Raw genomic sequence first — 17623 nt, forward strand, 5'->3', positions numbered from 1 at the left:
CCAACATTCATCTCAATTTGTGTAAGTAACAATTATATCATAACATCGAAGTGTTGTCAATACAAACGCCATAGTACTTCTGACCTGACATCAGAAATACTATGGCGAGAAACTTCTATATCAGCACCGCCCTTTAGGCGGGGGAGGATGTCACTTCTCATTCGATGTCTTTTCTTTATCAGTCATCGATGAACTGTCTTCTTTTTTAGAACTGCTGTCATTCTTTGAAGAACTGTCTGCTTTTGATGAGCTGTCAGCCTTTGACGAATTATCAGTTTTTGAACTTGCTTCCTGAGGCATATCCTCTTCCAAGCCAATAGATGATGATTCATCTTTACTGTCATCTTCTTTATTTACTGACTGCTGTTCTATACCAAAAGTCAAGGTAAAGCAGGTGCCTTCTTCATTGGATATAACAAGATGAGCCGGTACGTTGCTGGACCATGCAGCGCCAATCTTAACATCGATTTCAAAAGGCTGGTTCTTTCTCAATGATTCAACAGCTTTGTCAGCCGGAATGTTAGCACCGGCAATATTCGGGTAGATAGCCTTAAGGAAAGAAATGATCGATTCGACGTTCTTATCTGTCCTGTTGCTGTTTTTGAGATTTCCGTATATCTCACCCTTACATTCCGAGTAATTTGATTTATCATCCTTGACTGCTTCAAAATTGAAGTCTACGAAAGGAGCATCCTCATACTTCATTCCGCTGACACCGCTTGAAACTCTGAATTTAAAAGCGTTTTTGGTCTTTGACCCATCGTCCTCGGATACCATTTCAGTAACATTCATGCTGTCAAGCTTAGTATCGATAAACTTTTTACCCGGTATAGTAAAGTTTGACATTACATTCTTCATGAATTCGTGAGAAGAACCGCAGTCAGTCTGAGAAGGATCACTCAGAACCGGGATAAAGTCAGATATCTTTATTGAAGAATTATTATACACCTCGGGAGAACTTCCGTCAAAATAAGGAGTCTGACTTTCTTCATCAGTCATAAGTTCAAATCCGATTTCAAACGCAGCCTTAAAGCCGTGTCTTTTATCGATCTCAACATTCCTGTTAGCCTTCATTTTTATGTCCTGTGTGGAGAAGATCATCTCGTATTCAAGGTTTTTGTTATCTTCTTCTCCGTAATAGACTTTACCCTGGCCATATACAAGAAACTCAGCCAGATCTTCGTCCATAAAGTTCTTCAAGTGATCATAGCATGCTGTCTGGAAAGTTGAAACGGACTCCCCTTCTTCGTCGTGTATTTCCATATAGAAAGACGATGCACCGTCAAAATACGCAGTGTATGTACTAAAGCTTGACTTTGCAAGAACGACTGATTCTCCGTCTCTGGTGTTAGCATTGATGTTTATGTTGTAATTATCTTTAACACCGGTGTAATTCTTTCCCTGCGACTGTCTTGTATAAACGTCCTCGGTTTTGAACTGAGAATAAGAAGCATTACTGCCGTACTGTTCCTTATAGTAGTTTACAAAGTCATAATACGAATCTTTGATGCCTGTAGAAAACTTTTTGATCTCATGATCATTAACTGTTTCCGTAGTTACATCAAGTTCTTTCTCAGGAGCTTCGATTTCTGCTTTGATCTCCCATTCATTATCTTCTGTCTCCGGTTCAGAAGAATCATCCGCTTTGCTGTCTTCATCCGATGTGGTCAACACTTCTGGTTCAGATTCTATTTTTTCTGCTTTGGATGATACAACTTCCCGGTTTGGCTTAAGTGGCTTTTCGGGCTCTTTAAGAAGCAAATAAGCTAAAGCACCGCCTGCGCACACCACAAGAAAAGCAAGTACTGCAATTATCTTCCTTCTTACAGGCTTTTTCTCTTTTGGCTTTTCCTCATAAGATCTGCTTCTCAGCATAGCTGCCGCGCTGTTATCATCATCATTTTCATAGGTTTTTTCTTCCATCGCCGGCATATAGACCTGGCTTACCTCTTCGGAAACTGTACTTTCTGTGTTTAATTTGGTTCCGCAGTGCTCACAGAACAATGCTGTATCGTTCAGCTGCTTTCCGCATGACGGACAAAATTTTGACATTTATAACACTCCTCGTCTTTGGTTATTTCTTTCTATATATAATTATAGCAGAAAATTTTTCAAAAAAAAATTTTTTTGCAGACTTATTTAGTTAAACGTTCAGAGAATGATTTACGCTCGTGTCGATGCCAAGCACAGAGATCTCGGCTGAATCAAGAGGAAATACAAGGCACTTCCTTCCGTTCACCATCTGAACGTCGAGGGCAGTAGCTGCTTTTTTATAATCGATCTTCAGGCTGGAATTTCCGAATTTTATATTAACTTTTTCATCACAGACGTTTGCTGCAATAAAAGATGAATACCTTGATGACATCACCTTATCATAGATCTTACCGAAATCATCAAGCTTGTCCTTCGGTACATCGCATTTTTCAAGAATATGCTGTATGTCCGCACAGTCTATTTCACGTGCTTCTTTTAATCCCTCGGAAGCCTGTACAAGATCTGACAGTTTTTCATTTATATTTACTATCATATCATAGTTAAGGCCTTCACCCAGGACATTGGCGACCATACCCCAGAAATGAGTTTTCTGCTGTTCAGAACTCATTATATACTTGCAGCCGAGTACATTTTCTATTATCCCGGTATTCGGCTTTCCGGCATTTTTAGAAAAGTACATTACATGGTTCACATCTTCCTGCCTATCTGTGAATGTAGGAAACATGAATCCGTCAGAAGCCTGTTCCAGGATCCTGTCTGTTGATGTTTTCTTTTCGACGGTATTGGACTCGTCGTTATAAATAAAGCCGTCGATTCTCAGCTTTATAGGACAAAAAGCAGTTACAACAAAAGATACTTCATCTGAGTGATCAGCATTTTTATCGTATACAGAGATCGTAAAGTTTACAGACAGTACGGTGTATGCACCATCTGTTTTCACACCGTCTTTGATCTTATTAATGAAGATCTCGTTCAGATCATCATCTTCAAACTGAGATATCTTCATATTCATCAGTAGTTCCTGAGAAACATTTTTCTTCTCGGGGGTTATAGGGAATTCGTATTCGGTAAGAACTTTGCCTATCTTTCCTGTCAGTACTTTTTTGATTATAGAGACTATCTCCTCCTGTTCGCTCTGAGAATAGCTTATCCACGATCTTTTTTCAGTACAGTATACAACGTCTTTATTTATAACAGCAGTCAGAACATTATTCACTGTAAAAAAGTTGTTGTCGTTGTCGATAAACTTTTTGAACTTAGTTACATCGCTCTTATTCATATATGTATCCTCCTAAATTTATTAATAAACGTAAGAAACATCTTCTATGAGACTTTGTACCATATTTCTTGCATAGGTTATGGCTATATCTTCCTGTTCGTTAAGTAATTCAAGCCCATTAACTCGGAATTTGAAAGTTACATCAGCTAGATCCGGAAGCTCAATAAAAAGTGCTGTATTTATAAGAAAATACTCATAATTCAATGGAGCTTTCAGCTTTGCCGCAACTTTTTTATCCAAATATTTATTTATGTTGCTTTCATGATACTCTCTCGGAGTAATATTAAGGTCATTGATGTTTATTCCTGAGAAATCAAAATCAACAGGATCTCCGTCTTTCCATGTGATGTTAAGGAATGCTCTTCTATTACATTCGATCTTTATCGCAAGATCTGAACGGCTTCTCCCCGTGATCTTACATAATTTCTGTATTCTGTCCTCAAAGGCAAAATTGCTTTCCAGCTCCTTTATATACTGATAGTATAATATACAGTTTTTATCAATTTTGTATATCACTTTTATCCCGTCCCTTCTTTTTTTCTACTATTATTATTATATAAGAAACTGAGGCTGAAAAAAAATTATATATAGTTATTTTTTTATTTTTTAAAAAAGTCATCAGAGATCCAGTCCGAATCGTCTGTTTTGCCTTCAAAAAAGCTGTTATCCTCCCATTCTTCCGGCTCTTCGGGATTCGTATCTTCATCCTGAGGAGCGATATCATCATTATCCGCTCTTATATCGACCTGAGAGGAATCATCTTCTTTTTCTCTGTAATCATCTATGTCTTTAGGTCTGGCTATAACTTCCGTGGCTTTATCCGTTTTTTCAAGATCACCTTTTATTGTGTAAAGAGGCTTATTCTCTTCATCGACCACACTCATTTCATATTCAAGATCCAGGTCATCATTAACAGTCAGAGTAAAAGAGAAGAGTTTATCTGTCTCTGAAAAAAGCTTTCTCTGTGCTATGACGCAGTAAGCTTCAGTGAAATCATTCATAGCGTTTTTGGATAATCCCTCCGACAATTCGTGTTCAGTATCATTAAACATTTCTCTTGCAAAGGACATAAACGACTTATCCTCTTTTGTCAGCCTGTATACTTCCGAATAATTTTCGTTCACCTGATCAAATATTTCACATATTGTAGAAAACACAGTAGATGAATTGCAGTTTAACATCATGCTCTTATTGTCTTCAGTAAAGCTGAAAAAACCGTTATTGTTGGCTGCGTAGACAGCATACTGGTACATATGATCCTTTATACAAGCAAAATTGTTGAGGATAATACGCTTTGTATCCATAAAGTATTCATTTCCGGAAGGATTGATAACAAATAATTCCATCGAATCATTGAAATACAAAATAGAAAACTCGGTATCTTCGGAATGTATTCCCAGTTTTATGTTTTTATCCTCACTGACATCAAGAGTTACATCATAATTTATATCGTTATCTTTTGCATTAACGGTCAGATTTCCCTCAAAATGACCTGAGTTATTTTCAGATATGGTTTTTATGATCGGGATATCGCTAAATGTTTTTTTATCGGGTTTTTCCATTACTTCCGCAATACTTTCGTTTTCACCGACTATGCGTTTTTTCCCTTTGTCAACGAATTTGGTTTCATTGCTGCATGCGGATAACATACACGCTGATAAAATAAATGATAATAGTTTGATTTTTTTCATTGTGCAGGGCGATAAACCGCCTTGCCCTCCTTTCTAAAAAAGAGTCGAATTTTTAGTCTATATATATATTATTAGAAAATTACTAAAAATAAAAAAAAGAAAGCCGGATTGCGCTCATCCGACTTTCCTTCCAAAAACCAAGAGATGCTGATGATTTCCGACAGACACTCCATTATTAGGAATTATTTTTCTTCGCTCTCCACGAAGGTTCTATCCTTGGCAAAGGACATTGTACTCCGGATAATAATTTAATATCGGAAATGTTCATCAGCAATTATATTACATGGTTATCCCTTTAACACACCACAGATAATTTACAATGCTGTCCAAATAAACAGACCTCAAAAACCGGAAAATATAGTATAATAGTGACAGAAACCGAAAGGAGCTGTCGCTATGTCAAAAAGATTTCCGAAACCTGAGATCACACTTGATGGGATATACTCAAAGTTCGCAGATGAAAGCTTTTGCAAGGATTTTCTACTTGATATCCGCTTTGAAAAGGGCTTTGCCTGCCCGTTTTGCGGTGGCTCTGAGTACCGCAGGATAAGGTCACGTCATCTGCTGCGTTGCAAGTTCTGTAAAGCAGATATATCCGCCACAAACGGAACTTTTATGCACAGAACACATATTCCGCTCAGACTGTGGATAGTCACTGCATTCCTCATTATGAGCAACAAATGCAGCGTTTCTGCTGTTACGCTGATGAGGTCTTTGGGAGTGACTTACAAGACAGCCTGGTACATCCTTCATCGCATCAGAAAAGCTATGAAATGCCGTGAAGAACGCTATTTGCTCGACGGGATCGTTGAACTTGATGACACGTATCTCGGTGCTCCGACTCACGGTAAAAAGCGCGGCAGAGGTACTGAAAAAGTCAAGATGATCGTAGCTTTATCGAAGAACGCAGCAGGAAATCCCGAGTACGTAAAAATGAGCGATGTGCCGAATTTAAAGGGCATAACTGTGGGTAGATTTGCCAGGGATAATATCCGCGCAGGCTCGAAGATCGAGAGTGATAATGCTCGAAGTTACAAGAAACCGCTGGCACAGAAATACTTCCATGTTTTTGAGACATATGATCCGACAAGCGGTCAGCTGAATTGGATGCATAAAGTTATATCAAACTTCAAAGCAATGATCATGGGAACTTACCACGGAAACGAAAAGATCCACACAGCGTTATATGCTGCCGAATACTGTTACAAATTCAACCGTCGTAAGCTGGGAAACAGTGCGTATTTAAGGCTTTTGGCTGCTTTGGTTCAGTGATCTTACTTGTGGTGTGTTAATGGGATAACCATATTATATTATAACAGATAATTAGAATCGATAAAAATACGTTTCTTGAATTTATATAACTGATTTTACCAGTTCCGGAGTTTCCAAGTGTGCAGAACAAGCTGCACTACATGATATAGAACTGAGATAATATAGAAAAAGAGACCGACTGTAACAATCGGTCTTTTTTTCTTCTACGCATCATCGTACTCGCCGTCTATGAAGTCATCGGGGAATCTCTCAAGAATATCTTTATATTTTTCGTACAAAGCAGAGTTCGATCTCTTTTTACTCTTGCTGGACTTCATTATAGGAGTGATGATCTCTCCCAGATTTGAATAGTCTTTTGTTTTTATTTTCTTCTGAGGGGCGCTTGTTGCGGCCGGTGTTTCAATTACAGCATTCATTTCCGTCTTCTTTTTCCTTCCTCTTTTCTTGGGCTTAGGGGCCTCATCAGGGATTTCCTTGTGTTCTACATTTATTACAGATGTTTCTTCAGGAACAGGAACTGTTTCTGATTTCTTTTTTCTTCCTCTCTTTTTGGGCTTAGGAAGCTCGTCCGGTTCTTCCTTTTTCTCTATGGTTGAAACATTTGGAACATCCGAGGTAAGAACCGTTTCTGACTTCTTTTTTCTTCCTCTCTTTTTCTTTGGCTTTTCTTCGACAGGCTCAGAAACAGGAGTGCTCTTATTATCCGAAATTGCTTTTGTTTCCTTATTGTTCATAGATTCGATTATTTCAGCGCTGTCCATTACAATTTCGCTTATAACATCGTATTCAGCCGTTTCGGGATTATAGACAGGCGCTGAGTAGATCTCAGAAAATTCAGTTTCGGTAGAATCCGGATAAATTTCTTCCTGATCATGATCCAGCTTAGTTACATCATTAACCATCTCACTAATGTCAAGCAAATCAGTCTTCAGGTCCATCAGCCTTGATGGATAAATATTCGACTCCATAGTATATCTCAGTACTTTTGTGATCTTATCATTGTTAAGCTTTATCAACAGCCTGTACGGTGATACGATGTCCATAATGTACTCTGTGCTGTTCTTTACTGCGTTATTTTCTACTGCGATCTGAATGAAGCACGGGATCCTAGCGTTTTGGCAGTAAAACATAAAGCTGTTTACGATATTTCTAAGCTGTTCCCTTTCATCATCCGGCATTGAAAAGTCCTTGACGGAGCATGGCGTTCCATCACGGGGAATGTTATGGAGATCGAGAATGTCTTTCATTTTGTTATCGCAGAGTTTATAGCCCAATTCCGATGGTATAGAATAGAAATACTTATAGTTGGTCTTCTTATTCATGTTTTCGGTAGCGTAAACTATAAAGAAAGGATAAGAACCGTCGATCATATCCATTATCTGATCCGCAAAATCATTGAGTCTATCCAGAGTGTCTGATGGTATTTTGAAATTATCCATTGTTTTTCTTTCCTCCTAGATACCGATAAGGCTATCTATCAGATCGACCATTTCCTCAGTATCATTGTTTCCTGCATCGCTAGTATCATTGATGTTTTTTTCAAAAGTGATCTCCCGCTGTACCGCCGGCTCTGCAGGTGCTATGTTGCTTCCGGCAGGATCTTGACCCGGCACATTGAGTACATCGTTTTTCTTGCTCACATTTATTTCTTTGGGTTCTTCATTTAAGCTGACACGCTTTTTATGGTAAACAACGCCTTTGACAGATTTGTTATTTTCACCTTCTTCTGCGCAAAAAGCAGCTTCAAACATATCCCTCTGTATATATCTTTTGGTTATCTGCTTGAGATAATCATTCATAAACCCGTATCTTACTGTTTTGAGATAAGATATAACGTCTGCATCTGACCTTTCATCGAATGTTACGCATATCCTGCCGGAGTCCTTCATATTTTTCTTTTTTATCGTTAGAGACGGGATCTCAAAATCCTCGCCTCTGACGAAAGCACACACTGCATCGTGGATGATCGTGTCAAGATTGAAACCGGGAGCGTTATTTATCATCATCAAGTCGTTATCCTGATGAACATAGAGTCTTACCTGTACATACATTTCCTAGTCCTCCTCCTTACATCACGCCGACTTCTTTGAATTCAGTGCAGTTACACGATACAGATAGTAACCTCTCACGTTGGAGAAGATCTGAGGAATAGTAGTAGCTCTGTTAGCTGCTATAACATTGAGCCCTTCCATCTTGGAAAAATAATTCTTTACTGTCGAGAACCAAGCATCACCTGTGCCACCTGTAACGAGCAAATAATCGTATTCGATAAGATTGTTGTAAATAGTACGTATGCTCTTAATGGCTTCCATGCAGATATCATAGCTGCAAGTCTCAACGATGTCTGCTATCTCTATGGTTTTAGTGGATACCGTTTCCGAATCGTACTTTTTGATCTTTCCGGTACTAAGAATATTCTGCATTGCAGATACGGCTATCTCCTCGTCGTATTTGTTATAGATATCATTTACTGCCTTGTGCAGTATTGCTTTCATACCGAGATGATCAAATGTCTGTGTCGAACCTATTGTTCGGTTTATTATCTCGAAAGTGTCAAGAGTTCCGAAGCCGCCGTCGAAGATGAGGACGTTCTTGTTCATAAGATCTTTTCCGTCCGGAGTCTGCTTTCCTTCATCAGTTAGAGTTGCACCGAGAAGTGAGCCTAAAGGCTGCTGCATGATCCAGATGTTCTCTTCTTCCAGTTCAAAGCAGTATTTCTTCCATGTTTCTTTTCCTATCTTAAGATAAAATTCGTGCTTACCCTTAAGTATATTTTTTAAGGGTTTGCTGTCTGCCTTTACATATGCGGGAGGAAGTCCAGTCTGGAGGACAATTTTCTTCTTTCCGCCGGCGTTCTCTCCCATGTAGCCCTGCAGACCGAGCGCGATACCGACTCTGCTGATAACAAGAAACATCGGATTAGTGTATCTATTTCTCGAATAGAGCATTTCTTCGGAATTACTGCTATCTGACTGAGAAATCTTACCAACAGCGATCTCTCCTACATCCCAGATAACACCGTCTTCGCCCTTATACTGAATATCTGTAGGAGCAGCATCGCCTATGGAAGCAGTATTATCCTTTCTTCTTATAGCAAATGAGGGGAAAGAACAGATATCTGTCTTTGACATTATCTTTACAGCTGAGTAGCCAACATCCATAGCTATGACCCAAGCTTTGTTTGATCCTATGTTATTTCCCTTTTTAAGGTAAGTCTTTGTCTTAAAATCTTTTGTGTTTATCATATTTGTACCTCCTGAATTTTCAGTTTTAATTTGCCTATATTATTATTATATAAGATTCTGACGCGAATTAAAAATTATATATAGTATTTTTTTAGACATCTTTATTTTATAAGAAAATTTAGTCAGATAAAAAAAAGAATCTCCACAAAAAAATGAAGATTCCAAAAAATAGGAGGAAAAAATTCAAAGAATCACCATAAAGGAACATAAAAGATCGAACTTATCCGCTTTTGCGGATTTCCTGAAGAATACAGGCCTGAGCTCGGGGCTGTTCCCTACCCTACTGATAGCAGAATAACAAGGAGAATAACATTTTTGAGTTGCTTGCTATACAAAGGCAAAACGATGATTGATAACTGGAGTTTTCACGCCATGTTAACCTCTTGGCGCTAAGAGGTGCCTTTTTTGCTGCAGGGAGCAAGTGTTATCTGCTGTGAGAAGTTTCCCTCTCTTCTATGACTACAGTATAACACAGGTCAATAAAAAAATCAAGGAAACGTCCAAAAAATTTTTATATATAGTTAAAGTGTGATTTTTTATTTTGTGTCACGCGTGACACACGTGATACGGATGATAGGGAGAAATAAAACAGACCTGCCGGTATGACAGGTCTGTGGTAGGACTAAAAAAGTAATTTTTTCCCTTTTATGTGTGCTGCGATTTTTGTAATGTCAGAAACATTGATTTTACCGTCGTGGTTTACATCGGCATATTGAAGTACTGCATCATCAAGCATTTTCTTACCTTTGATGTGTGCAGCTACCTTTGTGATGTCGGTGACATTGAGCTTGCCGTCGCCGTTTACATCACCGAGCATTGATTCAACCTTAGCAACGATTTCAAACGTCAGACTTGTTGTTCCTGAATACTTTCCGATACCAGTTACAATGACTTCTGCAGTACCCACATTTTTATTATTGGAATAAGAAACAGTAAAATCCGTTCCGTTTACAAGCGTCTTCGTTCCATCATTTGCGGTCACAGTAGGCTTCTTTTCTGTTCCGTCATAGGTGTATGATGTGTGGCTGAGCGTGATTGTACAATCGGAAATCGTATTGGTTTTGTCTAACAATTCATAATCAAACCCATTATCAACCGCATATTTTTCGCCAGCGGTGTGCCGTAAGCAACACCTTAGCAACGATTATTTGGTAAAGTTTGGACAGTTGGTTTTACAACAATAAAACCGAAAGGACAGATACAAATGATTGATGCGATGTATAATTACAGACAGGGTGAGATCCACTCCGCTGAGTTCTCCGATGAGTTTAACAAGCTCTGCATACCGTTTGAAGATTCGCTGAGTGAGGAGCAGATCGATGTGTTCCACAAGATACTTGACTGCGTGAGCAATACCGCCGCCGCTGAAATGAGGGCTGCATATAAGGCAGGCTTCAAGGACGGTGCGGCGATGATGCGGGATGTTCAGGAGTAACATACAACCAATAGACAGATGATAATATAAAAAGAGCCTGATTCAAGTCAGGCTCTCAGTCTGTCTCAAAACCCCATATCCGCACTGGATATGGGGTTAAATCATGCTATCAAAAACCAATATCTGTCAATAATAACATGAAATAGTGTATATACACCGTTATTCCAGCGGTGTATTGCATACTTTTTTAGATTCATGGCAGCAAATTTAAGCCTGACCCATTTGCTCACCTGGGAAAGACCTCTGAAATATGTGAATCGCATTGAGTGCTTTTCTTTTGCATCTGCAAACACTCTTTCAATCGTTTCTTTTCGTTTGTCATAAAGCTCTTTCATGCCGTATGTATGCCGTATGTCTTCGACCTGTTCCAGATAACCGAGCCAGATATGCTTAGTTACTGTCTTTTCACTTTTAGCATTCTCTGTGCATTTGCTTTTGTTCGGACAGTTTTTGCAGATATATCCTTTGCTTTTGTATTCTCTGTATCCTTCTCGGTTTGTAGTTGCATAATTTAAAACTTGGTTCTGCGGACATATCACACAGTCATAATATTCATCAATGACATATTCATATGGTCTGAAAAAGCCGTTTTTACCCATCGGCCGTTTGTACGGCAGTACAGGTATCCTGCCGTCATCTATCACTTTCTTTGCTATCCATGGAGTTTTGTACCCTGCATCTATCACTGCATATTTTATCTGTTGAAACCGATTTGTCAGTCTGTCGTAAAGTCCGTCAAATGCTACGCTGTCATGTACATTTCCGGGATTTAATGTCACATCCATAATGTAGCCGTGTTTATCGCAGGCTGTCTGTGCAGCGTATGCAAAGCACTTTTTATGTTCGCCCTTATGGAACACTCCGCACTCGGGGTCGGTAGTTGAAACGGTGACTTCTTTTGTTTTTATGTTTTCAACATTTTGTGTTGGATCTTCAGACATTTCATCTGTTTTGTCCTTATTGGTTCCACTTCCGCCCGTTTTGTCATTCTTGTCATTGAACGGCTTCTTTCCGTGTTCTTCACGGTCTTCGTTTATTTCTTTCATGAGCTGTTCTTCGTAAACCTTTGCTGCTTCGGGTACTGCTTTCTTTACAGCTTTTTTCATATTGGCATTTGCCTTGATATGTGTTCCGTCAATAAATACAGCTTCGGGCGAAAGATAACCTGCTCCGTTGATCTCGGACAATATCCAGAAGAATATTTTTTCTGCCACATCTTCATTGAATCGATGCTTGAAGTTTCTGCTCAGCGTTGAAAAATGAGGCGTCTGCTCATTGAGAAGATATCCGCAGAACCAGCGGTAAGCTATATTCATCTTCACCTCCTCCGCCGTTTTGCGAAGTGAGGGGATACCGTATAAATGCTGTATCAGCACCATCTTGAACAGTACGACAGGATCCACTCCGGGTCTGCCGTTATCAAGACAGTACAAGTCCTCAACAAAATCATAGATCTTATCGAAGTCTACTGCTTTGCTGATCTTCCTCAGAAGATGATCTTTTGGAACAAGTTCTTCTATGCTTATCATTTCCATCTGGTTCATATCTTTCGGTATTTTCTTGAGCATTTCTATCACCCTATTTCATTATACCACATTTATGCAAAAAAGCCTACCACTTTTTTGAACCGCAGTTCATTTTAATGGTCGACTTTTGCGACAGACTGAGAGCCTGATTCAAGTCAGGCTCTTTCGTTTTGTGCATTTACAACAATTCTATGATGATTCAAGTCTTGACATTTATATCGTTAAAGGCTTGACAAAACTGTTTATGTGTTATATACTGTATATACACCACATAAACAGTAAAGTCGAAAGGAGAGGATCATTTGAAAATCTATCAGAATTCAACCGAACCGATTTACAAACAGATAGCTGCCCAGCTCAGGGAGCAAATTCTGATTGGCAAACTCAAAGCAGGTGATCCGCTGCCATCGATCCGAGGTTTGGCTCAGGATCTGAAGATCAGTGTTATCACAACGATGAAGGCTTACGAGGAACTTTCTTCGGAAGGACTGGTGACTGCTTCAAAGGGCAAGGGCTACTATGTAAATGCCCAGGACGAGCGGATGCTGAAAGAACAGCATATGCGGCAGCTTGAAAAGCACCTGTCAGATGCGATATACTCCGCAAGGATAGCAGGAGTTGGACTTGAAGAAGTAGAACAAACGCTTGAAATGCTATGGAGCATTGACGAGGTGTGCTGATATGAATTGGGCAATATGGTATCTGCTGTTTATTGTTCTTTTCGCTTCGTATTATCAGCGCAGGAGACGAATGAGGCAGATCTTACACAAGCATATGATGAATAAAAGAAAAGGATTAAGCAATATGAACGAGCTTATCAAGGCATATATCGGCAATGATGTAATTATCTCCACAGGGTTCACTTCGGTAGACAGAACACTCGTAAAGGTCGAGGATAATTGGGCACAGCTTGAAACAATGTCCGGCATAAAGACCATTAATCTTGAGTATGTTTCCGTTGTGCAGGAATACCCTCGTAAAAAAAAGGAAAGAAAAGCTCTGTTCGGGCATTATTCGGGGAATAAGGAGAATTGGAAATGAATAACGCAATTGAGATCAACGGCATTACCAAGAAATACAAGGATTTTACGCTCGGTGGGGTTCAGGCGGTCGTTCCCTGCGGATTTGCAACGGCTCTCATCGGTGCAAACGGTGCCGGAAAAACCACACTAATCGATATTCTCTGCGGTGTTACAGGCAAAACAGGCGGTAAAGCCGTATATTTCGGTGATATGACCGACACTGACGATGACAAGCTCCGCAACCGTATCGGCTATTGTTCTTCGGCTAACTTCTTCCCGATGGATTGGACGCTTAAAAAAATCGCTGATTCTATGGAACTTGGTTTTGATAACTTTGACAGACAGCGATTTGCAGAGCTTTGCAAACGCTTCAAGCTCGGTGTTCCGACTGAAAAGAAGCAGAAGAAGCTCATGAAGCTCTCAGACGGCAACAAGATGCGTACCTTCCTTGCAGCGGTGCTTGCAAGAGATACAGAGCTGCTTGTACTTGACGAGCCTGCATCATCGCTTGATCCGCTTGCCCGTGATGTGTTATGCGACCTGTTCAGGGAGTATCTGAGTGAGCGTGACGGCGAACGCTCAGTGCTGTTCTCCACCCACAATATCGCTGATATGGAGTATGCCACCGACTATGCGATCTTCATGGCGAACGGCAAGGTCATCGAACAGGGCTTTGTTGAGGACTTGAAAGAAAAATACATACTCGTTCACGGCGATGCGGAAAACGCTGACAAGGCAAGACCTTTTATGATCTCTTTTTCAGGCGGACGGACGGGCTTTGAGGGAATCGCCCTTGCAGAAAATGCCGAAATGCTGCGAGCATACGACACTGCTGTCGAAACGCCCACATTACAGCAGCTTAGTGTCGGCATACTCAGAAAGGCGGAGGAAGATGAAAAGTAATTCACTTACGCTCTCTCAGGCACATAAGATCTATACCGGAGACAGTATGGGAATGTTTGCTTTGAAGCTCAGTATTGGCGGGATATTGATGTATTCTGCAACCATTTTCACCTTTTTTATTATCATGCTGCTCTCGGAGGGAAATGTATCGGATGCCCTGAAGGAATTGAGCGGAACTGCGTTAATAAACACATTTTTAACTATGGATGCAGGCATTGTCCTGATGATAACGGGGCTTATCCACTATGATAAGCAATTTCCGGGTGGTAAATATTTCAGAACGGTAAACGGTGGGTTTGATACATACAGAAAAATGAAAAATGCCTCGCTGATAGCTCGTGTGATCGCTCTTATATCAATTATGGGCGCCGGTGCGATCATTGACCGTCTGGGGCTGTTCAAGCTATCATTCGGAACAAATGATGTGATCTATATCGGAGCATTTCTTTTGATCTCGATCGGGCTGGTAAACTTCATGAACCTGATCAAAAACCCTGCCGTCAGAGGACTTTCAACACCATTCATCATTTTTGCGGCAGGATTGCTGGGTGTGATACTTCCGAACATTCTGGACGGAAAGATCTATTTTGCTCTTGCAGTTGCAGTGATAGCAGTACCATTCATCGTGATATCGCAAAAGGTGATGCTAAACGACTATAAAAAGAATAAATGGAATAAATAAAGGAGATGTTCAGCTATGAATAAAGTTGCAAGCGGTATAAAGCTATATACCCAAGCGGCAGCACATCCGTTCACGATCGGATTTGGGCTGTTTATGATGATCGGAATGTCGTTGGCTTTTATCATAGATCCCGATCCTGTCGGAAGTGATGAATATTTATCCATGCTCGGAGCGATCCAAATGGGTAATATCGGAACAGTTTATATGGTGATCATTGCAAGTGCAAAGCTGATGCAGAACAAATTTTACAGTTCCTGCAATTGCGCCAAAGAACTGTTTACAATAGGTCCGGTGGCTGCGGTCACGGTTCTGAATATGTTATATGACACATTACTTGCTGTTTCAGCTTACGTCAATCTCGGTGTTGAGGGACTTTCCGATACGCTAATATTCAACACAATAAGCAGTATGCTGATAATCATTATAGGTGGCTGCTATGGTAAAGTAGGTGTACCATTTGTTGCAGCAATACAGTTCATTGCGTATATGCTTTTTGTCTCTTTCCCATTTTCGATCAGACTTGCATCATTCACGCAAAAACTTCTCGGACATCATCTGATGACCGCAGTCATATTTACCGTATGCGGTTATATTCTTGCTATCGCTGTTACTCTTGTGCTTGAAAACATCTGGTGGAAAAAAGGCGACAAGTTCGCAGCTCCTAAAAAAGCATTGCTGGCGGCGCTGGAGGTGCAAGCTAATGAATAAGAAGGCAAAGTATATAAATTTAGCTGCTCAGTGTGTTCTCTATATCTCGGTAGCTGTGTTCTCCATTACCAATATCATGGATATAGAGCTTCCTGATGCTGTAATTATCATTCTGATGGTGCTTGACCTGCTGACCATTCCGGCATTTATGTATGCTTATGTGAAAAGTATGGAAGGAGACAGTAAATGAGGACACACCAAAACGGAGGTGCGATATGAAAACGGCAGTAAAGATACTGGTTCTGATCTGCGGTGTATGCACGGTAATATGCGGGATATGGTTTCTTGTGGCAGGTATAATGGATATTCCCGTGCCGAAGCCCGTCACTGTATTATTCTGCATCGGCTGTCTTGTGTCGGGGATAGTGAATATCAAAAACGCCTTCAAAGGCGGAAAAAAGGAGCATCATCGTGAAGATACTTAAACGTGTGATTACGATCATCGGTCTGTGTATCATTGACCAGCTTATCAAGATAGTGATAGATCACCGGTTTATGACCTCAAGACTTGAAATAGAGCATATTTTCGGGTTTCACACAAAGATGAATACACAGCAGCTTTCTATATTCAATAACGAACTCGGACTTGATTTGGGGCTTGGAGTGCTTAATGTAATAAATATCATAGCTATGGTATTGATGATAACCTTCTATGTATATCTGAAAAGAAATTATAGTGATAAAAGACTTGTTGACCCAGCCATGATCCTGTTCACATCAGGTATAGTCTGTTCACTCATAGATAAGATCTGTTGGGGCGGCAGTCTTGATTATATTCTGTTTTTCAGGCAGATAAGTGATCTGAAGGACATTTACCTTTTAGCAGGAGCTGTACTGATCATATTATTTATTATAAGGCAAGGCATTGAGGACAGCAAGGCAAAAAGACAAAACAAAGCAGACCGATCTTGATTTATAGGAGGTTATACTTATGGAAAAGAATGGACGCAGCCTTATCATCTTTTACCATAAACAATGATTTGTTTTTAGGCAAATATAATACACTGAAATCTTTTTGTAGTTTATAAGTGATTTTGTGTCACGCGTGACACACGTGATTCACCTACTGCATTTACCCTTCCTTCTGGCATCCTTAGAATAAAAAAGAAGTCTGTGGAAACTTTGCCCACAGACTTCTTTTACATTATCATTTCTTCTCAGTGATTATCTTCTTGGAACTAATCTGAACTCTATTGCTTCCATACGCAGACCCTGACCTGTTGTTCCTGCTACAGCGTTGTCTCTTACCCAGTTCATCCAGCCGATATTCTGTACATGAGCACGGTACTCTACTATGTAATCTTTTGCCAGACTTCCTGTAAGCTGGATCTGAACTGCTTCTATAGCTCTGCTTTTACCAGTTGTACCTGAGCTAATCCAGTTATTGACAGGAGCAGAACTGTATCCTGTCCAGCCAAAGTTAGCCTGATGAGTTCTTATCTTTACTAAACTATCTCTATATTTGTTTTCATCTGCACTAAGGTATATATATATACTCTCAAGTCTCAGGCTTTGTCCTACAGTTCCACAAATACCACCCTCACCTACATAATTTTGCCAACCAATATCCTGGACATGTCCCTTTGCGTATAACCATGCACCACCATAAGCACTAGCTTTCAGTGAGTGATTCGGCAGTACAAATGCCACAAGTGCGAATGCTGTAACAAGTGCTGTTACAAGTGAGATCAGCTTGTTTTTTTTGCTTGTGTTTTTCATGATAAAAACCTCCTAAAAATATGTTTTGTGTATCCCGACGTTATATTCAATAATTGCCGGTATCAATATTATAAATCGAATTGTTAGATTTGTCAATTAAAAATATTAAAGAGTTCATATTTTTTCAAAATATATTAGTTTTGACT

The 17623-nt window shown here is 39.9% G+C and carries 20 protein-coding genes; 10 read left to right on the plus strand and 10 right to left on the minus strand.

Features of this window, described 5'->3' with window-relative positions; all coding sequences use genetic code 11:
* Positions 1 to 150: 150 nt before the first annotated feature.
* The 4 genes from N773_RS0117855 to N773_RS0117870 form a co-directional block, all read right to left on the minus strand.
* Positions 151 to 2052, minus strand: coding sequence for a zinc ribbon domain-containing protein (locus tag N773_RS0117855; protein ID WP_024859012.1), 1902 nt, complete (start codon positions 2050 to 2052; stop codon positions 151 to 153).
* Positions 2053 to 2143: 91 nt separating this feature from the next.
* Positions 2144 to 3274: a DUF4317 family protein gene (locus tag N773_RS0117860; RefSeq protein WP_024859013.1), complete on the minus strand. Its 1131-nt coding sequence runs from the start codon at positions 3272 to 3274 to the stop codon at positions 2144 to 2146.
* A 21-nt stretch (positions 3275 to 3295) separates the two neighbouring features.
* On the minus strand, positions 3296 to 3790 hold the full coding sequence (locus N773_RS0117865; protein WP_024859014.1) for a hypothetical protein: 495 nt from the start codon (positions 3788 to 3790) through the stop codon (positions 3296 to 3298).
* An 83-nt stretch (positions 3791 to 3873) separates the two neighbouring features.
* Positions 3874 to 4923: a hypothetical protein gene (locus N773_RS0117870; RefSeq protein ID WP_080678432.1), complete on the minus strand. Its 1050-nt coding sequence runs from the start codon at positions 4921 to 4923 to the stop codon at positions 3874 to 3876.
* 438 nt (positions 4924 to 5361) lie between these two features.
* Between N773_RS0117870 and N773_RS0117875 the strand changes: the two genes are divergently transcribed.
* Complete coding sequence (locus N773_RS0117875) at positions 5362 to 6237, plus strand: IS1595 family transposase (protein ID WP_013483548.1); 876 nt, start codon at positions 5362 to 5364, stop codon at positions 6235 to 6237.
* Positions 6238 to 6440: 203 nt separating this feature from the next.
* On the opposite strand, the gene N773_RS0117880 is transcribed toward N773_RS0117875, so the two are convergent.
* The 4 genes from N773_RS0117880 to N773_RS0117895 all read right to left on the minus strand — a co-directional run bounded on the left by N773_RS0117880 (position 6441) and on the right by N773_RS0117895 (position 10554).
* Entirely contained in the window at positions 6441 to 7676 is a 1236-nt protein-coding gene (locus N773_RS0117880; protein WP_024859016.1) for a hypothetical protein, read from the minus strand.
* Between the two features lie 15 nt (positions 7677 to 7691).
* On the minus strand, positions 7692 to 8288 hold the full coding sequence (locus N773_RS0117885; RefSeq protein ID WP_024859017.1) for a hypothetical protein: 597 nt from the start codon (positions 8286 to 8288) through the stop codon (positions 7692 to 7694).
* A 21-nt stretch (positions 8289 to 8309) separates the two neighbouring features.
* Complete coding sequence (locus tag N773_RS0117890; protein ID WP_024859018.1) at positions 8310 to 9482, minus strand: ParM/StbA family protein; 1173 nt, start codon at positions 9480 to 9482, stop codon at positions 8310 to 8312.
* A gap of 622 nt (positions 9483 to 10104) precedes the next feature.
* Positions 10105 to 10554: a dockerin type I domain-containing protein gene (locus N773_RS0117895; RefSeq protein WP_242840453.1), complete on the minus strand. Its 450-nt coding sequence runs from the start codon at positions 10552 to 10554 to the stop codon at positions 10105 to 10107.
* Positions 10555 to 10686: 132 nt separating this feature from the next.
* On the opposite strand from N773_RS0117895, the gene N773_RS0117900 reads away from it, so the two are divergent.
* On the plus strand, positions 10687 to 10917 hold the full coding sequence (locus tag N773_RS0117900; protein ID WP_024859020.1) for a DUF6809 family protein: 231 nt from the start codon (positions 10687 to 10689) through the stop codon (positions 10915 to 10917).
* A gap of 101 nt (positions 10918 to 11018) precedes the next feature.
* On the opposite strand, the gene N773_RS0117905 is transcribed toward N773_RS0117900, so the two are convergent.
* Complete coding sequence (locus N773_RS0117905; RefSeq protein WP_024859021.1) at positions 11019 to 12485, minus strand: IS1182 family transposase; 1467 nt, start codon at positions 12483 to 12485, stop codon at positions 11019 to 11021.
* Between the two features lie 260 nt (positions 12486 to 12745).
* Between N773_RS0117905 and N773_RS0117910 the strand changes: the two genes are divergently transcribed.
* The 8 genes from N773_RS0117910 to N773_RS0117945 all read left to right on the plus strand — a co-directional run bounded on the left by N773_RS0117910 (position 12746) and on the right by N773_RS0117945 (position 16670).
* Positions 12746 to 13123 carry a GntR family transcriptional regulator gene (locus N773_RS0117910; RefSeq protein WP_024859022.1) on the plus strand — a complete coding sequence of 126 codons (378 nt, stop codon included), beginning with the start codon at positions 12746 to 12748 and terminating at the stop codon, positions 13121 to 13123.
* 94 nt (positions 13124 to 13217) lie between these two features.
* A complete protein-coding gene (locus tag N773_RS0117915) occupies positions 13218 to 13484 on the plus strand; it encodes a hypothetical protein (protein ID WP_196231686.1) in 267 nt (88 codons plus the stop codon).
* Positions 13481 to 14368, plus strand: a complete 888-nt coding sequence (locus N773_RS0117920) for an ATP-binding cassette domain-containing protein (protein WP_024859024.1) — start codon at positions 13481 to 13483, stop codon at positions 14366 to 14368. Before N773_RS0117915 ends, N773_RS0117920 begins: the two co-directional genes overlap by 4 nt.
* Positions 14358 to 15050: a hypothetical protein gene (locus N773_RS0117925; RefSeq protein WP_024859025.1), complete on the plus strand. Its 693-nt coding sequence runs from the start codon at positions 14358 to 14360 to the stop codon at positions 15048 to 15050. Before N773_RS0117920 ends, N773_RS0117925 begins: the two co-directional genes overlap by 11 nt.
* Positions 15051 to 15065: 15 nt before the next feature.
* The gene (locus N773_RS0117930) at positions 15066 to 15758 is read left to right on the plus strand and encodes a hypothetical protein (protein ID WP_024859026.1); all 693 of its coding nucleotides are present in this window, start codon (positions 15066 to 15068) and stop codon (positions 15756 to 15758) included.
* Positions 15751 to 15948, plus strand: coding sequence for a hypothetical protein (locus N773_RS0117935; protein ID WP_024859027.1), 198 nt, complete (start codon positions 15751 to 15753; stop codon positions 15946 to 15948). Before N773_RS0117930 ends, N773_RS0117935 begins: the two co-directional genes overlap by 8 nt.
* A 25-nt stretch (positions 15949 to 15973) precedes the next feature.
* On the plus strand, positions 15974 to 16183 hold the full coding sequence (locus N773_RS0117940; RefSeq protein WP_024859028.1) for a hypothetical protein: 210 nt from the start codon (positions 15974 to 15976) through the stop codon (positions 16181 to 16183).
* On the plus strand, positions 16170 to 16670 hold the full coding sequence (locus N773_RS0117945; RefSeq protein ID WP_024859029.1) for a signal peptidase II: 501 nt from the start codon (positions 16170 to 16172) through the stop codon (positions 16668 to 16670). Before N773_RS0117940 ends, N773_RS0117945 begins: the two co-directional genes overlap by 14 nt.
* A 252-nt stretch (positions 16671 to 16922) precedes the next feature.
* Here N773_RS0117945 and N773_RS20660 read toward each other — a convergent pair whose 3' ends face one another.
* Positions 16923 to 17477 (minus strand): Ig domain-containing protein, encoded by a 555-nt coding sequence (locus N773_RS20660; RefSeq protein ID WP_024859030.1) that lies wholly within the window; start codon positions 17475 to 17477, stop codon positions 16923 to 16925.
* Positions 17478 to 17623: the final 146 nt, after the last annotated feature.

It is taken from the genome of Ruminococcus albus AD2013, from assembly GCF_000526775.1.
In the GTDB taxonomy this organism is placed as follows: domain Bacteria; phylum Bacillota; class Clostridia; order Oscillospirales; family Ruminococcaceae; genus Hominimerdicola; species Hominimerdicola alba_A.

What these genes read in the sequence shown, in the direction of transcription:
- N773_RS0117855 (WP_024859012.1), bottom strand. Translation starts at nt 2,052, where the DNA reads ATGTCAAAATTTTGTCCGTCATGCGGAAAGCAGCTGAACGATACAGCA.
- N773_RS0117860 (WP_024859013.1), bottom strand. Translation starts at nt 3,274, where the DNA reads ATGAATAAGAGCGATGTAACTAAGTTCAAAAAGTTTATCGACAACGAC.
- N773_RS0117870 (WP_080678432.1), bottom strand. Translation starts at nt 4,923, where the DNA reads ATGTTATCCGCATGCAGCAATGAAACCAAATTCGTTGACAAAGGGAAA.
- N773_RS0117875 (WP_013483548.1), top strand. Translation starts at nt 5,362, where the DNA reads ATGTCAAAAAGATTTCCGAAACCTGAGATCACACTTGATGGGATATAC.
- N773_RS0117880 (WP_024859016.1), bottom strand. Translation starts at nt 7,676, where the DNA reads ATGGATAATTTCAAAATACCATCAGACACTCTGGATAGACTCAATGAT.
- N773_RS0117885 (WP_024859017.1), bottom strand. Translation starts at nt 8,288, where the DNA reads ATGTATGTACAGGTAAGACTCTATGTTCATCAGGATAACGACTTGATG.
- N773_RS0117890 (WP_024859018.1), bottom strand. Translation starts at nt 9,482, where the DNA reads ATGATAAACACAAAAGATTTTAAGACAAAGACTTACCTTAAAAAGGGA.
- N773_RS0117900 (WP_024859020.1), top strand. Translation starts at nt 10,687, where the DNA reads ATGATTGATGCGATGTATAATTACAGACAGGGTGAGATCCACTCCGCT.
- N773_RS0117905 (WP_024859021.1), bottom strand. Translation starts at nt 12,485, where the DNA reads ATGCTCAAGAAAATACCGAAAGATATGAACCAGATGGAAATGATAAGC.
- N773_RS0117915 (WP_196231686.1), top strand. Translation starts at nt 13,218, where the DNA reads ATGATGAATAAAAGAAAAGGATTAAGCAATATGAACGAGCTTATCAAG.
- N773_RS0117920 (WP_024859024.1), top strand. Translation starts at nt 13,481, where the DNA reads ATGAATAACGCAATTGAGATCAACGGCATTACCAAGAAATACAAGGAT.
- N773_RS0117925 (WP_024859025.1), top strand. Translation starts at nt 14,358, where the DNA reads ATGAAAAGTAATTCACTTACGCTCTCTCAGGCACATAAGATCTATACC.
- N773_RS0117930 (WP_024859026.1), top strand. Translation starts at nt 15,066, where the DNA reads ATGAATAAAGTTGCAAGCGGTATAAAGCTATATACCCAAGCGGCAGCA.
- N773_RS0117935 (WP_024859027.1), top strand. Translation starts at nt 15,751, where the DNA reads ATGAATAAGAAGGCAAAGTATATAAATTTAGCTGCTCAGTGTGTTCTC.
- N773_RS0117940 (WP_024859028.1), top strand. Translation starts at nt 15,974, where the DNA reads ATGAAAACGGCAGTAAAGATACTGGTTCTGATCTGCGGTGTATGCACG.
- N773_RS20660 (WP_024859030.1), bottom strand. Translation starts at nt 17,477, where the DNA reads ATGAAAAACACAAGCAAAAAAAACAAGCTGATCTCACTTGTAACAGCA.